Here is a 17,759-nt window from a genome sequence, read left to right on the forward strand (position 1 = left end):
ATCACAAATGAGGAGTGAAACATATGCGGGGAATCAAACATTGGGCCATGGCCTTCATTGCGCTGGTGGCTATGCTCGTCGGCTTCGCTGCAAATCAGCCGGTACCAACGGCGGCAGCAAGCGAGGATCTGGCGGCAATTCAAAAACGTGGTTACTTGGTTGTTGGTCTGTCAGCCGATTACGCACCACTTGAGTTCCATGCCACCCTCAATGGGGCCGATACCATTGTTGGTGCAGATATCTCCATGTCAAAACAGATCGCCAAAGACATGGGCGTGAAACTGCAGATCAAGGAAATGAACTTCACCGCCTTAATTGGTGCCTTGAAAACCGGCAAAATTGATTTGATCGTCTCCGGTATGTCAAAAACCCCTGAACGTGAAAAAGAAGTCAATTTTTCAACGCCTTACCTATATGAGACACAGGTTATGGTGATTCGGAAGGCTGATAAAGCCAAGTATAAATCGATCGCTGATTTTTCCGGCAAAAAGGTCGGGGCTCAAAAGCAAACGACGCAGGAGCAGCTTGCTAAAACGCAACTCCCAGGTGCCAAAATTTCAAGTCTCGACAAGGCCAATGATGTCATTGCTCAAGTCTCCTATAACAAGCTGGATGGTGCCGTTTTAGCCAGCACCATCGCTGATTCTTATGTGGCGCGGACACCAAGCTTAATGGTACTCAATCCGCATTTTGCTACCCCCAAAGCACCAACGGCCATTGCCGTCAGCAAACAAAATTCAGCCCTGCTCGCTCAGGTCAACAAGACAATCAGTAAGGTCAAAGGCGCCAAATACAAGACCTATCTGCAAGCCGCTTATAAACTACAGGATCAAAACCAAAGTTTCTGGGCTAAATATGGCAACTACTTCCTTCGTGGCGCACTCTACACTCTGATCTTTGCGGTTCTAACTGTTTTCTTCGGGACTGTGATTGGCACGCTGCTCGCCTTGATGAAACTAAGCCACAGTTGGTTTGCCAAGGCAATCGCGAACGTCTACATCGAATTCATTCGCGGTACCCCATTACTGGTGCAGGCTTTCATCGTCTTCTTCGGAACGCAAATTCTCGGTCTCGATCTTAGCGCATTCGTTGCCGGTGCCATCGCCATGGCCATCAACTCAGGTGCCTATGTTGCCGAAATCATTCGTGGTGGGATCAACTCCGTCCCGATCGGTCAAACCGAGGCCGCCCGTTCACTCGGACTCCATCAAGGTCAGGCCATGCGTTATGTCATCCTGCCGCAAGCCACCAAGAATATCTGGCCAGCGTTGGGTAATGAATTCGTCACCGATATCAAGGAAAGTTCCGTCTTGTCCGTGATCGGTGCCACTGAATTGATGTTTGAAGGAACCGTCGTTCAAGGTGCTTCATTCAAACCATTCTTACCGCTAGTTGTTGTGGCAATTCTCTACTTCATCATGACCTTCACCCTTTCACGCCTGCTGCGACTGATTGAAAAACGCTTTAATTAAGATCAAAGTAACGCTCAAATAGCACCTCAAAACTAAGGAGGATTTTTAACTCATGACAGAAAAAATCGTACTGGCATATTCAGGCGGCTTGGACACTTCGGTTGCCATCCCGTGGTTAAAAGACAAAGGCTATGAAGTGATTGCGGTGGTATTAAATGTCGGCCAGCCAAACGCCGACTTTGACGCCATTCAGCAAAAAGCACTGAACGTCGGTGCACTCGATTCGATTGTGGTTGACGCCCAAGATGAATTTGCCGATCACTATGTTGCCCCGGTCATTAAAGCTAATGCCTTATACGAAGGCGACTATCCGCTGGTTTCCGCCTTATCTCGGCCATTGATCATTGAACATCTGGTGAAAATTGCCCACGCGCAAAATGCCACAGCGATTGCCCATGGTTCAACCGGTAAAGGCAATGACCAAGTTCGCTTTGAAGCCGCGATCCACGCCTTGGACCCGGAAATGAAAATCGAAGCCCCGATCCGTGATTTTCACTGGTCCCGTGAGGAAGAAATTGATTACGCCAAGGAGCATAACGTCCCGGTACCAATTGGTAAAAAATCTCCTTATTCCATTGATGCCAACCTCTGGGGCCGTGCAAATGAAGCCGGCATTCTTGAAAATCCTTGGAATCAGGCACCAGATGATGCTTGGGGTATGACAGTTTCCCCGGAGGCCGCTCCTGATGACCCAACTTTTATTGATCTCACCTTCAAGCAAGGCGTTCCGGTGGCGTTAAATGATGAACCCATGGCACTGGCAACGATGATCAAGGAGCTAAACAAGCTGGCTGGCGACAATGGCATTGGCCGGATTGATAAAATCGAAAATCGGCTAGTTGGCATCAAGTCGCGTGAAGTCTATGAAGCACCAGCCGCTGCTGTCATTATGGCGGCCCACCACGATCTAGAAAACCTGACGCTTGAACGTGACGTTCAGCATTTTAAACCAACGATCGAAGATAAAATCACCAACATGATCTATGAAGCGCAGTGGATCTCACCGTTGTTTGATGCCTTGATGGCGTTCATCGACAAGACCCAGGCTGTTGTTAATGGCACAGTGAAAATGAAGCTTTACAAAGGCAACGCTACAGCCGTTGCTCGCAAATCCGCCCACAACTCGCTTTACGATGAAGATCTCGCGACTTACACAAGCGCTGATTCCTTCGATCAAGAAGCAGCAGCTGGCTTTATCAAACTCTGGACCTTGCCGACAACCGTTTTCGAGCAAGTCAACCATGTGCACTCCGAGGAAAAACAACATGACTGATAAGTTATGGGGCGGTCGGTTTACTGAAAAAGCGGCACACTGGGTTGATGCTTTTGGAGCCTCCATCGGTTTTGATCAGCAAATGGCCCAAGAAGATTTGGAGGGGTCGCTTGCACATGTCAAGATGCTGGGCAAAACCGGCATCATCCCCCAAGCCGATGCCGACACGATCACGGCGGGTTTGCAGCATCTGCAGAAGGAATTGGCTGCTGGCAAACTGCACTTCACGGTTGAAAATGAGGATATCCATCTTAATATGGAAGCCCTGTTGACCGCTGAAATCGGCCCCGTTGCTGGCAAACTGCACACTGCCCGCTCGCGCAATGATCAAGTCGCAACCGATCTGCACCTCTGGCTGAAACATCGCCTACCAACAATCAAAGAAGCTTTGACCAACCTGCAAACCGTGTTGGTTGGTCAAGCCAAGGTCCACGCAGCAACAATCATGCCCGGTTATACCCATATGCAACACGCCCAGCCGATCACTTATGGTCATTATTTGTTGGCGTATTTCGAAATGTTCCAGCGCGATTGGGAACGTTTCGACTTTACCCAAAAGCACACCGACATTTTGCCATTAGGGGCAGCCGCCCTCGCTGGTACGACCTTCCCGATTGACCGGACGCTGGTTGCTCAAGAGCTGGGATTTGACCAAATTTATCACAACAGCCTCGATGCTGTTTCAGACCGCGACTTTGCGCTTGAGTTTCTCAGCAATAGTGCCATTTTGATGCAGCACTTGAGTCGCATGGCAGAAGAGCTCATTCTTTGGTCCACTTACGAGTTTAATTACATTGAACTCGGCGATGATTTTTCAACCGGTAGCTCAATTATGCCGCAAAAAAAGAATCCTGATTTTGCGGAACTTATTCGTGGCAAAACTGGCCGTGTTTATGGCGCCTTAATGGGCTTGTTGACAACGATGAAGGCAATCCCGTTGGCTTACAACAAAGATATGCAAGAAGATAAAGAACCCATTTTCGATGCTTATAACACTATTCTTGGCTCTTTGCACATTTTCACTGGCATGTTAAGCGACCTGACCGTTCACGAAAAACGGATGGCAGAGGCAACCACGCATGACTTCAGCAATGCAACGGAGTTAGCGGATTACCTCGCGACAAAGGGTGTGCCATTCCGGCAGGCACATGCCATTGTTGGTGAGTTGGTACTCAAGGGGATCAAAACCAACACTGCCTTGCAGGAAATGCCGTTAAGCGAGTTGCAAGCAGCCGCACCGCAAATTCAGCAGGATGTTTACGCTGAATTAACGTCAAAGGCCGCCGTAGATCGCCGGACTTCGTTAGGTGGTACTGCGGTTAGCAATGTGTTGAAAGAAGTTGCTCGCGATGAGGAAATGATTGCTTCTCACTAGCGGTACGTGATCAACCTTGGCATTCACGAAATAATTGAGGTTGGAATATCGTTTTACAGGCACTAAAAGACGACTGGTTTCCCTACTACGTGGAGAAATCAGTCGTCTTTAGTTTTTTGATAAATAGCTCGTAGGAAGTCAAAGATCCCAGTGCCAAGGCGGCGCAATCGTAGGCCAGATGGGGCTCAGTTGCGCAAACAACACAGCGACCGGGCTTTGTCGCTGATGTTGTTAGGCGACTTCGAGACCGGTCTTTGGGCTCGAAGTGCCATCACCGCTCTAGCTATGCGTCGCCACCCCATCTGGCCGGAGATTGCGGAGTTTGGCACGGCAAAGAATCTTTAGCCTACCCTATTAAGCATTCGTTTTTTCAAGAACAAATGTTGACCACGGGCGAATAAGATCCAGAAAGCCTAGATCATCAGCACTGACTTGGCCAATTTTATTGCGCTGACCGTCATCGGCAAATGGCGTTAGCACAATTTGAAGCTCGCCTTTGTAACGGCCATAAGCATCATTCACAACAAGGATATCGCCGCGTTCAAAGGACTGGTGATTGTCATGCGGCGCAATGCTTTCTTTGCCATACTTCACCCGCGGTTGTGTATCGCGCAGTAAGTAGGCTGAGGCATCGCCACGGTAGAGATGCGGCGCTTCAAAGGCAATCTTCGCCTCAATTGGCAACATCCCCGGCAGCATATCAGCATGCAAAATCGGATATGCTGCCACGAAGTTAGCAGCCACCTGTTGCAACTCAGCTTCACTAGCAAAGGCATTGCCGATGATGACATCATCAATCAAACCGGTCATGACTAAGTGGCTGGTTTGGCTGGCGATGCTTCGATGGCGATCGCTTTCCATTGTTGGCAGACCATCATTAACCGCCCATGGACCGATCTTGCCGGTTGGCGAAGAGACAAACGCCGCTGTGTGCAGCCCATAATCACGATATTGCTGAGAGTACTCAGCAAAAATCTGATCACTTAATCCCGTAAAGGCTTGTGGATAAAAGTTATGACAGCCGAGCAGGTTGTCACGGTCCGGTTCATAGGCCATGATACTAGCCAAATAATTGGTTCCGTGACTCATATTCAGCTCAATCTTCAGCCCGTATGGATTACGCGTCATGCGCGCTTCTTCAGCACCGGTGAAACCTTCATCTAGTCGCAGTCCCCAAACATTGAGCTTTTTGAAAAAGCTCAGATCGTCATAGCTGATCTTTAGCTCTTTGAACAAGGCCGGATTGATGTCGACAATCGTTTGGAAGCCCAGTCGATTAGCATAATCAATGGTTTGGCTGAAAACAGCGAACAGATCCTCTCCGTCATCCCCATACATCTGCAATAACGAGGTGAAGATGCGGGTATAACCATATTTATGCGCCATTTCGAGATAGGCCTTGTTCTGATCAAAACTGCTTTGATCCGGATAGAGCGATATTCCTAGTCGTTTCATTGAAAATCCTTTCTAAGCCGTGTATTGTGCCGCCATCTGGCGAGACATCTTTTTGAACCGGTGCTTACGCTGCCAGTTGAGTAAAAAGCCGGCCGTACGATTGTTAGCTTTGCCTTTCGCGGTTTTGCCTTCAATCGTTTCCGTGTAATGTAAAGCCGTTTTGTTGTCACCAGCGTCGCTTAGCTGATAGTCAACCGTATAGTGATCACGATCAGTATCCAGTTCGTAAGCATAACGTTGGTTGGCAATGGCATGGGTTATCGTGAGTGTCCCAGTCATGCCATTAGCCCATTTCTTCTTGTAAGAGAAACCATTGAGACTGCCAGTTAACACCTCGCGGCCGGTATGGGCCTTGATGTCTTCCTGCGCGGATCGAATGAGTTGGCCATACATAAATGCTGCAGGCACCTTAAATGTCATTTGGATTTCCAAGTGAAAGCCACCTTTCTAAAAACGTTGTTCAGCCCAAAACCAGCGTGATGGGATGTTAGTCGAGTTCAGTCGGTTTGATCTTATTGGCTGCCTTAACAAATGGCACATAGATCAGGAAACCGATCACCATGTTGATTAATTGTAGCACGGCAGCACGCCAGTCCATCGTTGCAACCAAGGCGTTCAAGAACGGTGGCATTGACCAAACAATCTGGTTTTTAACTGGCCCAACAAGACCGTTCACAACGGCACCATAAGCAATGGAAACCATGACAACCGGTGCCAAAACAAACGGGATGAAGTAAATCGGATCAAGCACAATTGGCATCCCAAACATGACTGGTTCGTTAACGTTGAAGAAGCCCGGTGCAATCGATAATTTAGCAACCGCTCGCTGATCATCACGTTTTGAGAAGATCAGAATTGCAATCAACAAAAGCAAGGTTGAGCCCGCGCCACCGATCCAAGCGTACAGATCAAAAGAGTTACGCGTCCAAAGGTATGGCAGTGCCTGGCCTTTTTGGAAAGCATTGATGTTCGCTAACTGCGCAGTCAACCAGATGCCGTCCAAAATCGGTGCCAAAACATTGGTGCCATGAATTCCGAAGAACCAGAAAACCTGTACCAAAATCGTCATCAGCAGAACGGCACCATAACCCTGACTCAGATTCAACAATGGATCTTGTAAGACTCTGGCAATAAATTCAATAACCGTCGTGCCATATTGGGTGAATAGGTAGTTAATGATACCGACTGCGTATAGCGCAACAGCAGCAGGGACAATCCCAGTAAACGCATTAGCAACTGCTGGCGGTACGGAATCAGGCATTTTGATGGTGATGTGTTTCTTCATCAGCCAGATATAGATGGTAGCAGCAATGGCCCCCATCAGCATCACCGTGAAGAAACCATATGCGCCAAAGAACTTACCAAAATTGAAGAAGCCCCACATGCTGACATCCTTGCCGGTAACTGCTGCCCCAGCATCGGTCAGTGACTTGATCGCTGCTTTACCCAAGCCGGTTTTAACCGTCATGGTGAAGTTTTGCGGCAAGCTCATGATGAAGGTACCAAGCGTCACGATCCCCGCCGTGACTGGTTCGACCTTATACTGAACTGCCAGTTGGTACCCAAAAGTGAACGAGAAGATCAGGCCTAAAATTGCCAATGTCCCTGTCCAGACAACGGCGTTAATACCGATCAGCCATTGCATGGAATTAACAAAGCCCGTCCAGCCAAACTGGTTCGGGATATCACGAATCAAAGCGTTCAGCACCGTCGAGACAGCACCAGCCATCATGGCCGGCATGATGGCAATAAAAGCATCACGCAACGCAACCAGCCAACGAATTGAGCCAATTCTGGCAGCGATTGGGACAACATGTTTATTGAGCCAATTAATAAGTCCGTTCATTTTTATAACACTCCTTTTTAAGTGGGCGCGAGCAGGCACGGCGTGAAATCAAGACGTAGCTAGCTTTGACGGTCATGATCTGCTTTTGATCATTGTTTTTAAGCTGACAGCGTCAGATTCCGGCAACTGCAAACGCGCGAGCTATTAATTTGAACTGAGGTCCCCGCCTCATTGGTCCAAATCAATGTTGGTCGTGTGGTAATACAGTGTGAGACCTGGATAAACAAAATAAGTTCGAGAAAAGTTGAAGACTTTGCCGCTGGCTAGATAGTTAATCCCATCCAGACATAAAAGATCGCCTTTTCCGGATGTGGTCATCAGGTCAGCATATTCAGCCGGCAGCGGCCGAGACTGAATATAATTTTCGGTTGTGCTTCCAACCATGTCATAGGTGTTGCGCAAATAGGTAAAGATTGACCCCGCAGCAATTTCTGCCGAGAGATGCGGCACAATGATTTGTGGAAAGTATGATTCTTCCAAGTCGTACAACTGCCCTTTTAAATAGCGCAGACGCACAACCTGATAAACCGGATCGCCAACTGCTACGTTGCCGCGGCGGGCCAATGCCGCAGTTGCTGGTATCAAAGCAAATTTGACGACTTTCGATTTAAGCGGACCGCCTTTGACCATCGCGGTTTGATCAAACCCGATTGACATATTCAAGACGGCGCTTGATTGCTCCGAATGATCAATGACGTAGTAGCCACTGCCCTGCACTCTGCGCACGAGTCCATGGGCAAAAATGACATCCAGCGCCTTACGAATAGTGTTGCGGCTGGCTTGATAGCGATTCATCAGCACTTGCTCGGTCGGCAACTTCACTGGATACTTACCAGCCAGAATATCTTGAATCAATTGCTCTGCAATATCGTGATACATTTATGACCCCCTCCAAAGGTGTGGTTTTGAAAACGCTTGTAAAATTTGTACCTACGAATTATAATAGCACAAGAAACAGAAAACGATTACATTTTTTTAAAAAGGAGCCGAAAAAAATGGCAGAGAAAAAGATTATGTTGGTCTGCGCCGCTGGTATGTCAACAAGTATGCTGGTTGCACGCATGCAAAAAGCCGCCGAAAAAGATGGCGTTGAGGTCAATATTTTTGCAACCGCCGCTTCCGATGCAGACAACAAATTAGCTGAGGAAAAACCAGATGTTCTGATGTTAGGACCTCAAGTCCGCTATCTTGAAGGTCAATTCAAAAAGGATCTCGATATTCCGGTTGATGTGATTAACATGCAGGATTACGGCTTGATGAACGGCGAAAAAGTCCTCAAGGCGTCCTTGAAGGCAATTGCAGATGGTAAACAAGGAGAAGAAGCATAATGAGTGAAGAAGATCAGAACCTCGAAACTGTCATGGGCTTGATCATGAATGGTGGCAACGCCAAGAGTTCTGCCTTTGAAGCTATTCACGCAGCCAAAGCAGGCGATTTTGAAAAGGCCGACGAAAAGCTTAAAGAGTCCGACCACTTTCTGACTGAAGCCCACAACGTTCAAACAGGCATGTTAACTGCTGAAGCCCAAGGCGATCATGCTAATGTGACCTTGTTAATGGTTCATAGTCAGGATCATCTGATGAATGCCATCACCTTCCGCGATTTAGCTGGTGAAATGGTTGATTTGTACAAACGATTAAGCGAGAAAGAAGCCTAGGCAAACAAATAAGCCTTCGCCACGCGATGACGCATGAAGGCTTATTTGCAGTGGCCATTGTGAATAAACGGCTGTTATGAAATCCCAAATACTCGCACCAAAAAGGCGACTCAGCAAATGAGCCGCCTTTTTAATACTATATGTTATTTTTGCTGGCGACCTGCCTGCCATTCTTCCCGCAGAATGCCATACTTAACAGAGTCCCAGTAGCGATCCTGATAATAACGAACTTGTCGGACACGCGCTTCCTCCTGCATGCCAACTGCTTTAGCCAAACCGATCATCCGATCATTGCCTGACCAGGTGGTGATACCTAAATGCGGCAAGTTGACGAGTCCGAAGATGCGATCAATCCACTGATCCAGCGCATCTTGCCCATAACCTTTTCCCCAATCAGCCGAGTCATAGATAACGATGCCAAGATCCAGCCACCGCTGCAGATCGCCATCTTCATAATGGGCAGAGACGAGCCCAATCAAAACGCCGTTTGACCAAATGCCGTTGACAAACGGATTGGCAACCCATTGAAAGCCAGTTTGATTAGCCTGATTTTCCTGCAGTTCTTGTAGTGTCGGTACTTCTTGGTTAAAATACGGTCCGTCCCACTGATGCCATTCAGCCTTTGGATCAGAAAAAGCCACCTTCCACAGTGTTTCTAGATCTTCAGATTGAAAATGTTTTAGCGTCACTGTCATGCGTTCACCGCTCCTTTGATGTTTGTTAACAACATACCACAATTATTGCCCAGGAAATAATGCAATCGTCAACTATGTTAATGTCAGTTTAGCGGTAAACGATTCGAGTTAATCTTAGATAAGGAGTGAATCTCATAGTGGCAGATTATATTAAAGATATCCGGACAAAGGTTGGTCATGCGCCCTTGATTATGGCTGGCGTGATTGGCATCCTGACCGATCAGGCTGGGCGCGTTCTACTCCAACAACGCAGCGATTTTACCGGTGAATGGGGCTTGATTAGCGGGACGATCGAATACGGCGAAACCCCTGCCCAGACGATGGTGCGTGAATTCAAAGAAGAAACCAATCTGGAGGTTGAAGTTGTCCGGTTGCTTGGCGTTAATGGCAATCTCACCCTCACCTATCCAAATGGCGATGTTGCCCAATGGTTGTGCCCGGTGTTTCTTGTGAAACAATTAAGCGGTGTGTTAAATAGTGACAACAGTGAGACTGAAGCCTTAAAATTTTGGGATCCAGCAGCCGCTCCTGACCTGTTTAATCAACAACATCGGGAAGTCTTGGCGCACTTTATCGCAAATGAAACGGGGTATTTTGATTGAATCGATTGATCATTCTGCGTGGCAATTCAGGCAGTGGTAAAACCACCACTGCAACCGCCTTGCGTACCCAACTGGCCAATACGCTGCTAGTATCTCAAGACGTCGTGCGCCGTGACATGCTCGCCGAAAAAGACAAACCTGGCAATCCCACAATTGAACTAATTGAGACGATTGCTCGCTTTGGATTGCAGCATCAGCGAACTGTCATCCTTGAGGGGATTCTGTCGGCAGCACGCTATGGCGACATGTTGAAAACACTCATTGCAGAAGCTGATCAAAGTCTGGTTTACTACTATGACCTCTCGTTTGATGAGACTTTGCGCCGCCATGCCCATCGCGCAAAAGCCAAGGAATTCGGAGCCGACGTCATGCGTGACTGGTATTTGCCCCATGATCGTTTAAATGTGCCGACTGAGCAGCTCATTTCTGCCGATTGGTCGCAAACCATGGTCGTCAACCACATCTTGACCGATCTGGCTGGATTGAACAATACAGAATCTGTTAAACCCATTCACTGACAAAAGACAGCAACTCGCGGGCTCTTTTCCAAACTGATTTGATAGCGTCTTCTTGTCCTTAATGGCGGGCAAAATCAGCATTGGCATAATCGGGCAAAATATTATTGTTTTCATGGGTTTCGGACTAGAATGGGTTCGTAAAGGTTAGTTCATTATTAGTAATGGCTATAACGCGCTCGCAGTCGCAGAAGCCTGCACATACGGACCTTGAACCAGAATGGCCAAGTTCGAGCCATTCTGGTTCAAGCCCACTTATGCTCCGGCTTTTAAGCGCTCCTGCTCACGCTCGGTTCATAACGCGCTCGTCAGCACAGCAGCTTGCATGTAAGGACCCTGCTCGCAATGGTCAAAGTACGACCATCACGAACAGGCCCACTTACACTCCGGTTGCTAACCGTGCTGACTCACGCTCACTAAAAGGAGTGATTTTTGATGACAAGTTATCCACGCCGTGACCCGGTTACTGACCGGCTGCTCACCCCGGAAAATTCTGCTTTGATTCTGATTGACTACCAACCGACACAAATTGAATCCATCGGTTCCATGAACCATCACGCTTTGATCCAAAATGTTGTGATGACGGCCAAGTTGGCTAAAACGTACAATGTGCCAATTATTCTCTCTACTGTTAACGTTAAAAGCGGACGCAATAAAGACACCATCCCCGATTTAAAAAAAGCCCTCGGCGATATACCAAGTATTGATCGCTCTTCGATTAATGCTTGGCAAGATAAAGAGTTTGTCGAAGCAGTCAAGGCAACTGGCCGTAAGAACTTGGTTATCGCGGCCTTATGGACAGAAGCCTGCCTAACCTTCCCAACAATTGATGCTTTGGCTGAAGGCTATCATGTTTATCCTGTCGTGGATGCTGTTGGCGGCACCTCACAAATTGCTCATGAAACTGCTTTACGCCGCGTTGAACAAGCAGGTGCACAATTGACCACAAATGCCCAACTGGCTTGCGAATGGCAGCGCGACTGGAACCGAACCGACACTGTACCGGATTTTGTTAAACTGCTGCTAGGTGCAGGCGACTTTATCAATTTAGGCGACTAGCTTTTTAACAATATGACATGAACGGGGCTGATTAAAGCAGCCCCGTTTCGTTTCTTATCGCTTATGATGTGTACCTGCCGATGACATCGCATGATGCCATGAACAGGTACCTTATTTTATTGGTGAGCGTGAGCCAGAGCGGTTAGTCACCGGAGCGTAAGCGGCCTCTGGCGTAATGGCCGGTCTTTGGCCATTGCGACTGAGGTCCTTACACGCAGGTGACTGCTCTGGCAAACGCGTTATGGTTAGGGGGATTCAACATGCAACGTTCTGAAACGGCACCAAAACGTTGGTGGCTACTGGTCGCGCTGGGCTTTTTTGCCTTCATGACCAATCTCGACGGTTCAATTGTGAATATTGCCGTGCCAATTATGGCCAAGGATCTCAAAGTCCCCGCCAGTCAGATGGAATGGACCGTCTCGCTGTATTTAATCGTTTTAAGTGCGCTGCTATTGCCCTTTGGTAAACTTGGCGACCGCATCGGTAAGCAGCGGATTTTTAAATGGGGCACCGGTACATTTGTCTTAGGCTCCTTGATGGCTGGGATTAATCTCGGCTTTAATTTTTTGATGTTAGCCCGGATGATCCAGGCACTTGGCGGGGCGATGACTTTGGCGAATACGTACGGGATCGTCACCTCGACTTTCGCACTTGCTGAACGTGGCCGGGCAATGGGGGTTGTGAGTACCTTCGTCGCATTGGGTGGTGTCGCTGGTCCAAGTCTAGGCGGTTTGATTTTGGCCCATTTCAGTTGGCCAATGATTTTTCTCATCAACGTTCCTATTGGTTTAATCGCACTGGGTGTCTCCTTGTGGTCCATGAACAATGGCATCCCACAACGCGGTACGTACGATGGTTGGGGGATGATTTTGCAGGCAACAGCGATTGCAAGCGGTTTTTGGGGACTGAATCTTGCTCAGCAAAGCGGTTTTGACGATCCAGTTGTCCTCAGCACCCTTGCATTGGCAGTCGTTGCTCTCATCGCTTTTATCGTCTTTGAGCAACGGCAACAAACACCATTGCTTCCTTTGCGTATTTTCCGTGTCCGTATTTTCACACTCGGTGTGGTCACTGTCTTCTTCATCTTTATGGTGCAGTTTTTCAGCACAGTGCTGATGCCGTTCTACCTTGAAGATGCTCGTGGCCTGACACCAGGTACGGCTGGCACGCTATTATCACTTTATCCACTGATGATGGTCTTCTTCGCCCCGTTTGGCGGTTGGCTGGCCGATAAATGGAACGTCCCAGCAGTTGCTTTGCTCGGCAGCATTTTTATCGCTGTCGGCAGTCTTATCGGTGCCACGTTGAAATTAAACGCACCGTTGACCATTTACATCATCAGTACACTCCTTGTCGGCATCGGCAGCGGTCTTTTTCAATCCCCAATTGGCGATGTTGTCATGTCAGTTGTTCCGAAAAATCAGCTTGGCATCGCTGGCAGTTTCAATGCGCTCGCACGCAATCTTGGTATGGTCAGCGGCACGGCGGTTGCGACAACAGTGCTCTTTGGCACGATGAGTCAACTTGCTGGCAGCCGCGTAACGAACTATCCAACAGCACATCCCGAATTCTTTATCAGCGGTTTACAAGTTGCCATGATTGTCGCGGCTGTGCTCGCTATCCTCGGAGCCATCGCCATCGGCCTGACAATCAAACCGTGGCAGGCACACGAAAAAAACTAGTGTCAGTTTTCATGACAGTTCATCCGTCAGAACACCTCATCTTCCAATGAAAGCAGACGATTGTTTCGCCGGTAAATCAACGTTCGTGTAACAAGCCCACTTTCCCCTTCGGCTCAAAAAGTGCTAGCATAAAAGTATTGTGTCCGCTTGCACAGCGTCAGCAGACGTGCTTAGGAAGCATAACCTGAATGGCCGAGTTTTGACTATTTATGACTGGCATGCTTACATGTAGGTTGCTGCGACTGTGGGCGTATTCTAATGACGGAGGAAAACAGCCATGAAAAAGAACCACACCTCGACAGCCTGGTTGACTTGGGGCATCATGCTGGTCGGTGCCAATCTGCGGCTGCCCATCACGATGATCCCACCGTTGCTGCCGACAATTAAGCAAACACTCGGCCTGCCTGCATCCATGGCAGGTATGCTGACAACCATTCCATTGCTCATGTTCGCGCTGGCCTCACCGTTAATCGCCAAAATGGGTAATCGTCGTGGTAATGAGTGGAGCTTGCTGGTAGCGCTGGTTATCTTGTTGGCTGGTAGCCTGCTGCGAATCATTCCCAGCTTGACAGCTTTAATTGCTGGTACTTTGCTCATCGGATTTGGTATTTCTGGCGGTAATGTCCTTTTACCGGCAATCATCAAGGACCAATTTCCCCACGCTATCGGTGCTAAAACCAGTCTTTATACCGTGACGATGGGACTTATTGCGTCCCTCGGTACTGGACTCGCAGGATTGCTAAATCAGCAATTCAACATGCAGATCACGCTGGCAGCTTTTTCGTTAGTCGGCGTCTTTGGATTACTCGTCTGGGCGTTGGCCTTCCGCACACTACCAAAGAAAGCAGCCCGGCAAGGCGTCCAACGCAAAAATATCGCCGTTTCGCGATCCATGCTAGCGTGGTGGATCGCTTTATTCTTCGGCCTGCAAAGTTTTCTCTACTATTCTTTGCTGACTTGGCTGCCAAGTCTTTGGCAAGCGGCCGGTTTCTCCCAAATCGCGGCGGGTAATCTGGCTACCATTTTTCAGCTGAGCGGGATGCCGGCAACATTATCCATCCCATTCATTGCTGAGAAGCGCCATGGCCTCTTATATAGTGTCTGGGGCATCATGCTAGGCTTTGTACTAGGTGCTTTGGGTATTCTTATCCCTGGGGCGAACTTTGGCTTAAACGTTGTCTACGCGCTGCTCATGGGCGTTGCTTCTGGGGCCGCTTTTGCCATCTGCATTGTCTTTTTCCAGAAGAAAACCGCCGATGCTTATGAAACAGCTAGTCTCTCTGGCTTTGCTCAAAGTGTCGGCTACTTATTTGCGGCGGTTGGTCCAGTATTATACGGCTTCATCCAAACGGCTACAGGTTCGTGGGATTTATTGTTGTGGCTGACAGTCGGGCTAACGCTGCTGATGTTTGTGGCAGGGCTGATCATCAATGCGAACCATCGGATTTTTCCATCAAAGGTGAATAGATAGCGCTTGCAAGTTTCTATTACTTTTTTTACACTAAGCATGAATGGCTAAGGAGGTCACAAAATGGCAATGACAACGACAATTGGTAAAAGTACGGTCACAACCGGGAAACTAGGTTTAGGCACCAATAAAGTCGGCGGCCACAACTTGTTCCCTAATCTGCATGACGAAGATGGCATCGCCGTCGTGAAAGCCGCGCTTGACCACGGCATTGACATGCTCGATACCGCTTATATGTATGGTTTAGGACAGTCGGAAAAATTAATCGGTGAAGCCACACAAGGCTATGATCGCAGCAAAATTATTCTGGCAACCAAGGCAGCACAGGATCCGCACAATGATCTCAAACCAAATAACGATCCCAAATTTTTAACGCAGGCAATTGATGATGCTTTGTTACGCCTTAAAACCGATTACCTTGATATTTTCTATATTCATTTTCCTGATGACAAAACTGACAAAGCGGAGGCGGTCAATGCCATTGCCAATGCGCGCAAGGCCGGCAAGGTTCGGGCGATCGGCGTTTCTAACTTCTCATTAGACCAAATCAAAGAGGCCAACCAAGACAATCAGGTTGATGTCGTTGAAGACAATTACAGTTTGGTACATCGCGATGCTGAGCAAAACCTGTTCCCGTATTTGAATGAACACCAGATCAGTTTCGTCCCATACTTTCCACTCGCATCCGGCTTGTTAACTGGTAAGTATGGCCTTGATGATGCTGACAAGTTTAGTCGACGTTTCTCGGCAGATCAGTTCAAGACCATTCTTGCCGCTTTGCGAGAAGTCGATGGCATCGCTGATGCCCATCAGGCAACCTTGGCTCAGGTTTTCTTGGCTTGGTACATGAAGAATCCGGCCATTGCGGTTGTGATTCCCGGTGCCCGCCTACCTGAACAAGCTACAAGCAATGCTAAAGCTTTAGACGTCAATTTACGCGATGCTGAATATGCATCTATTGACGAGTTGTTCAAAAAATTCCGTACTGAATAATCGCGCATTGTTCTAGGCTACAGACTTCGCACAATCCAAAAAGCAGCCCGCTTCCAGCATGTCACACATGCGGAAACGAGCTGCTTCTTTTTATTATCGAAAAACGGATGGTGAGCAGGCATCACTCACTTTTTGCGTCTAAATGCCCGTTTGATAACCTGCCAAAACGTCAGTGATTGTACAATTTTATCTGCCGGGAAATGATTTCTGATGGCGCGCAAAACGCGTTTCGGATCTCTTGCCGCGAACGTATATGTCCCATTTTTCTTCGTTTTGATTGCAAACCGTGGGATCCATTTGCCTTTGAAGATCACCGACGCAATGACCAAATCAATCTCATTCCACGGGATCTGATAGAAATCGCGCACGTTTTTTTCGTTGAAAAATTCAAACCCCTTATCGCCGATCATGATCTTGCCATATGTCGGCATCCCCATGAAGGCCGTGCCTTCGACCACTAATTCGGACTTCGTGTTGATCGATTGAACCATTTTCCGCCATCCTTTTAAACTCATCTTGAACGTTTTTTTACTGATGGAGACGACTCGGTCTGTTCTCCAAACGCGCTCACAGGCCCAGAAACCTGCGTGTAAGGACCTCAGACATAAATGGCCAAAACCCCAGCCATTTATGTCTGAGGCCACTTACACTACGATTTCTAACCGCTCCTGTTCACGCTCTCCATTATAAAACAAAAGCCCAGACTTTGCGCCTGAGCTTCCGTGATTCTTTGTTCGTTTTAACGGTTGATATTACATCAAGCCGATAACGTGGAAGACAACCCCGACAACGAACAGGCCAAGGATAATCACAATTGGAGAAACCTTCTTCTTCAGTAACCACATGCAGAACAAGGTCAGCAGTAAGCCCATCAAACCAGGAATCAAGCTATCCAAGTTATCTTGCAACGTTAAGACCTTATTCTTGGTCAGTGACAGACCTTGAGATTGTAATTCCAAAGCCTTCTGAATACCCTTGGATCCACTTGGTAGTGAACTCCAGTCGATGTAAGCACCCTTTTGGTTAGGTACGTCTGATACGACTGGTGTGAATTTGACAGAAACCCAACGGTTAACCAGCGACCCTAAGATAAACATCCCAAGAATCGTGGCACCCTTCGTAACTTCTTGCAACAGACCACCGGAAAGGTCTTCGGTAATCTTGCTCCCAGCTTTGTAGCCAAATTCCTGCGTGTACCACAGGAAAGCCATACGAATTGCATTCCAAAGCACGAAGTACAAGATTGGTCCCATGATGTTACCAGCCATTGCCAATGATGCAGCTAAAGCACCAATAATTGGCTTAACCGTGAACCAGAACACTGGATCGCCGACACCAGCCAGCGGACCCATCATCCCAACTTTGACACCCTGAATCGCCTTGTCATCAATTGGCGCCCCATTGGCACGTTCTTCTTCCAGTGCCATAGTAACACCAATAATTGGTGATGCCAGATATGGATGCGTGTTAAAGAATTCTAGATGCCGTTTCAAAGCAGCGGAACGGTCTTCCTTGGTATGATACAAACGTTTCAGTGCCGGAATCAGGGTGTAAGCCCAGCCACCGTTCTGCATACGTTCGTAGTTCCAAGAACCTTGAATGAAGGTTGACCGCCACCAAACCTTGATTCGGTCGCTTTTAGTTAAATGAACTTCTTCAGCCATGTT

Annotated in this window: 18 protein-coding genes; 11 read left to right on the forward strand and 7 right to left on the reverse strand. The window is 48.1% G+C overall.

Annotated features, from left to right (window positions below; translation table 11 throughout):
- The first annotated feature begins 23 nt into the window (after window positions 1–23).
- The 3 genes from AC07KQ_RS13730 to argH are packed head-to-tail and all read left to right on the forward strand — an operon-like array spanning window position 24 to window position 4,120.
- Window positions 24–1,472 (forward strand): ABC transporter substrate-binding protein/permease, encoded by a 1,449-nt coding sequence (locus tag AC07KQ_RS13730; RefSeq protein WP_003568200.1) that lies wholly within the window; start codon window positions 24–26, stop codon window positions 1,470–1,472.
- Window positions 1,473–1,524: 52 nt separating this feature from the next.
- On the forward strand, window positions 1,525–2,745 hold the full coding sequence (locus AC07KQ_RS13735) for an argininosuccinate synthase (protein WP_003568202.1): 1,221 nt from the start codon (window positions 1,525–1,527) through the stop codon (window positions 2,743–2,745).
- Window positions 2,738–4,120 (forward strand): argininosuccinate lyase, encoded by a 1,383-nt coding sequence (gene argH / locus AC07KQ_RS13740; RefSeq protein WP_003568204.1) that lies wholly within the window; start codon window positions 2,738–2,740, stop codon window positions 4,118–4,120. The genes AC07KQ_RS13735 and argH overlap by 8 nt, the downstream gene beginning before the upstream one ends.
- Before the next feature lie 354 nt (window positions 4,121–4,474).
- Here argH and AC07KQ_RS13745 read toward each other — a convergent pair whose 3' ends face one another.
- From AC07KQ_RS13745 to AC07KQ_RS13760, 4 genes are all read right to left on the reverse strand, one after another.
- Window positions 4,475–5,575: a DUF871 domain-containing protein gene (locus tag AC07KQ_RS13745; protein ID WP_003568208.1), complete on the reverse strand. Its 1,101-nt coding sequence runs from the start codon at window positions 5,573–5,575 to the stop codon at window positions 4,475–4,477.
- Between the two features lie 12 nt (window positions 5,576–5,587).
- Window positions 5,588–6,007, reverse strand: coding sequence for a DUF3284 domain-containing protein (locus AC07KQ_RS13750; RefSeq protein WP_003568211.1), 420 nt, complete (start codon window positions 6,005–6,007; stop codon window positions 5,588–5,590).
- Window positions 6,008–6,062: 55 nt separating this feature from the next.
- Window positions 6,063–7,421: a PTS sugar transporter subunit IIC gene (locus AC07KQ_RS13755; RefSeq protein ID WP_003568213.1), complete on the reverse strand. Its 1,359-nt coding sequence runs from the start codon at window positions 7,419–7,421 to the stop codon at window positions 6,063–6,065.
- A gap of 168 nt (window positions 7,422–7,589) precedes the next feature.
- Window positions 7,590–8,300 carry a GntR family transcriptional regulator gene (locus tag AC07KQ_RS13760; protein WP_003568214.1) on the reverse strand — a complete coding sequence of 237 codons (711 nt, stop codon included), beginning with the start codon at window positions 8,298–8,300 and terminating at the stop codon, window positions 7,590–7,592.
- A 116-nt stretch (window positions 8,301–8,416) separates the two neighbouring features.
- Here AC07KQ_RS13760 and AC07KQ_RS13765 point away from each other — a divergent pair, with 116 nt between their 5' ends.
- Window positions 8,417–8,749, forward strand: coding sequence for a PTS sugar transporter subunit IIB (locus tag AC07KQ_RS13765; protein WP_003568216.1), 333 nt, complete (start codon window positions 8,417–8,419; stop codon window positions 8,747–8,749).
- Entirely contained in the window at window positions 8,749–9,078 is a 330-nt protein-coding gene (locus tag AC07KQ_RS13770; RefSeq protein ID WP_003568218.1) for a PTS lactose/cellobiose transporter subunit IIA, read from the forward strand. Before AC07KQ_RS13765 ends, AC07KQ_RS13770 begins: the two co-directional genes overlap by 1 nt.
- A 143-nt stretch (window positions 9,079–9,221) precedes the next feature.
- On the opposite strand, the gene AC07KQ_RS13775 is transcribed toward AC07KQ_RS13770, so the two are convergent.
- Entirely contained in the window at window positions 9,222–9,773 is a 552-nt protein-coding gene (locus AC07KQ_RS13775; RefSeq protein ID WP_003568219.1) for a GNAT family N-acetyltransferase, read from the reverse strand.
- A 137-nt stretch (window positions 9,774–9,910) separates the two neighbouring features.
- Here AC07KQ_RS13775 and AC07KQ_RS13780 point away from each other — a divergent pair, with 137 nt between their 5' ends.
- The 6 genes from AC07KQ_RS13780 (at window position 9,911) to AC07KQ_RS13805 (ending at window position 16,092) form a co-directional block, all read left to right on the forward strand.
- Window positions 9,911–10,375 (forward strand): NUDIX hydrolase, encoded by a 465-nt coding sequence (locus AC07KQ_RS13780; RefSeq protein WP_003568221.1) that lies wholly within the window; start codon window positions 9,911–9,913, stop codon window positions 10,373–10,375.
- Window positions 10,372–10,893: a kinase gene (locus AC07KQ_RS13785; RefSeq protein ID WP_003568223.1), complete on the forward strand. Its 522-nt coding sequence runs from the start codon at window positions 10,372–10,374 to the stop codon at window positions 10,891–10,893. The genes AC07KQ_RS13780 and AC07KQ_RS13785 overlap by 4 nt, the downstream gene beginning before the upstream one ends.
- Window positions 10,894–11,325: 432 nt before the next feature.
- Entirely contained in the window at window positions 11,326–11,949 is a 624-nt protein-coding gene (locus tag AC07KQ_RS13790) for a hydrolase (RefSeq protein ID WP_003568226.1), read from the forward strand.
- 260 nt (window positions 11,950–12,209) lie between these two features.
- Entirely contained in the window at window positions 12,210–13,631 is a 1,422-nt protein-coding gene (locus AC07KQ_RS13795; RefSeq protein WP_003568228.1) for an MFS transporter, read from the forward strand.
- A 277-nt stretch (window positions 13,632–13,908) separates the two neighbouring features.
- On the forward strand, window positions 13,909–15,102 hold the full coding sequence (locus AC07KQ_RS13800) for an MFS transporter (protein ID WP_003568230.1): 1,194 nt from the start codon (window positions 13,909–13,911) through the stop codon (window positions 15,100–15,102).
- 60 nt (window positions 15,103–15,162) lie between these two features.
- Window positions 15,163–16,092 (forward strand): aldo/keto reductase, encoded by a 930-nt coding sequence (locus AC07KQ_RS13805; RefSeq protein WP_003568232.1) that lies wholly within the window; start codon window positions 15,163–15,165, stop codon window positions 16,090–16,092.
- A gap of 125 nt (window positions 16,093–16,217) precedes the next feature.
- Here AC07KQ_RS13805 and AC07KQ_RS13810 read toward each other — a convergent pair whose 3' ends face one another.
- Window positions 16,218–16,583 (reverse strand): DUF956 family protein, encoded by a 366-nt coding sequence (locus tag AC07KQ_RS13810; protein ID WP_003568234.1) that lies wholly within the window; start codon window positions 16,581–16,583, stop codon window positions 16,218–16,220.
- Between the two features lie 261 nt (window positions 16,584–16,844).
- Window positions 16,845–17,756 carry a PTS system mannose/fructose/sorbose family transporter subunit IID gene (locus tag AC07KQ_RS13815; RefSeq protein WP_003568236.1) on the reverse strand — a complete coding sequence of 304 codons (912 nt, stop codon included), beginning with the start codon at window positions 17,754–17,756 and terminating at the stop codon, window positions 16,845–16,847.
- Between the last annotated feature and the right edge of the window lie 3 nt (window positions 17,757–17,759).

Source organism: Lacticaseibacillus sp. YLM2-1, from assembly GCF_056583465.1.

Bases quoted from the DNA above. Each gene is read 5' to 3' on its own strand.
- AC07KQ_RS13765 (WP_003568216.1), top strand. From the start codon at position 8,417: ATGGCAGAGAAAAAGATTATGTTGGTCTGCGCCGCTGGTATGTCAACA.
- AC07KQ_RS13770 (WP_003568218.1), top strand. From the start codon at position 8,749: ATGAGTGAAGAAGATCAGAACCTCGAAACTGTCATGGGCTTGATCATG.
- AC07KQ_RS13815 (WP_003568236.1), bottom strand. From the start codon at position 17,756: ATGGCTGAAGAAGTTCATTTAACTAAAAGCGACCGAATCAAGGTTTGG.
- AC07KQ_RS13800 (WP_003568230.1), top strand. From the start codon at position 13,909: ATGAAAAAGAACCACACCTCGACAGCCTGGTTGACTTGGGGCATCATG.
- AC07KQ_RS13805 (WP_003568232.1), top strand. From the start codon at position 15,163: ATGGCAATGACAACGACAATTGGTAAAAGTACGGTCACAACCGGGAAA.
- AC07KQ_RS13745 (WP_003568208.1), bottom strand. From the start codon at position 5,575: ATGAAACGACTAGGAATATCGCTCTATCCGGATCAAAGCAGTTTTGAT.
- AC07KQ_RS13730 (WP_003568200.1), top strand. From the start codon at position 24: ATGCGGGGAATCAAACATTGGGCCATGGCCTTCATTGCGCTGGTGGCT.
- AC07KQ_RS13775 (WP_003568219.1), bottom strand. From the start codon at position 9,773: ATGACAGTGACGCTAAAACATTTTCAATCTGAAGATCTAGAAACACTG.
- argH (WP_003568204.1), top strand. From the start codon at position 2,738: ATGACTGATAAGTTATGGGGCGGTCGGTTTACTGAAAAAGCGGCACAC.
- AC07KQ_RS13810 (WP_003568234.1), bottom strand. From the start codon at position 16,583: ATGGTTCAATCGATCAACACGAAGTCCGAATTAGTGGTCGAAGGCACG.
- AC07KQ_RS13795 (WP_003568228.1), top strand. From the start codon at position 12,210: ATGCAACGTTCTGAAACGGCACCAAAACGTTGGTGGCTACTGGTCGCG.
- AC07KQ_RS13735 (WP_003568202.1), top strand. From the start codon at position 1,525: ATGACAGAAAAAATCGTACTGGCATATTCAGGCGGCTTGGACACTTCG.
- AC07KQ_RS13760 (WP_003568214.1), bottom strand. From the start codon at position 8,300: ATGTATCACGATATTGCAGAGCAATTGATTCAAGATATTCTGGCTGGT.
- AC07KQ_RS13755 (WP_003568213.1), bottom strand. From the start codon at position 7,421: ATGAACGGACTTATTAATTGGCTCAATAAACATGTTGTCCCAATCGCT.
- AC07KQ_RS13790 (WP_003568226.1), top strand. From the start codon at position 11,326: ATGACAAGTTATCCACGCCGTGACCCGGTTACTGACCGGCTGCTCACC.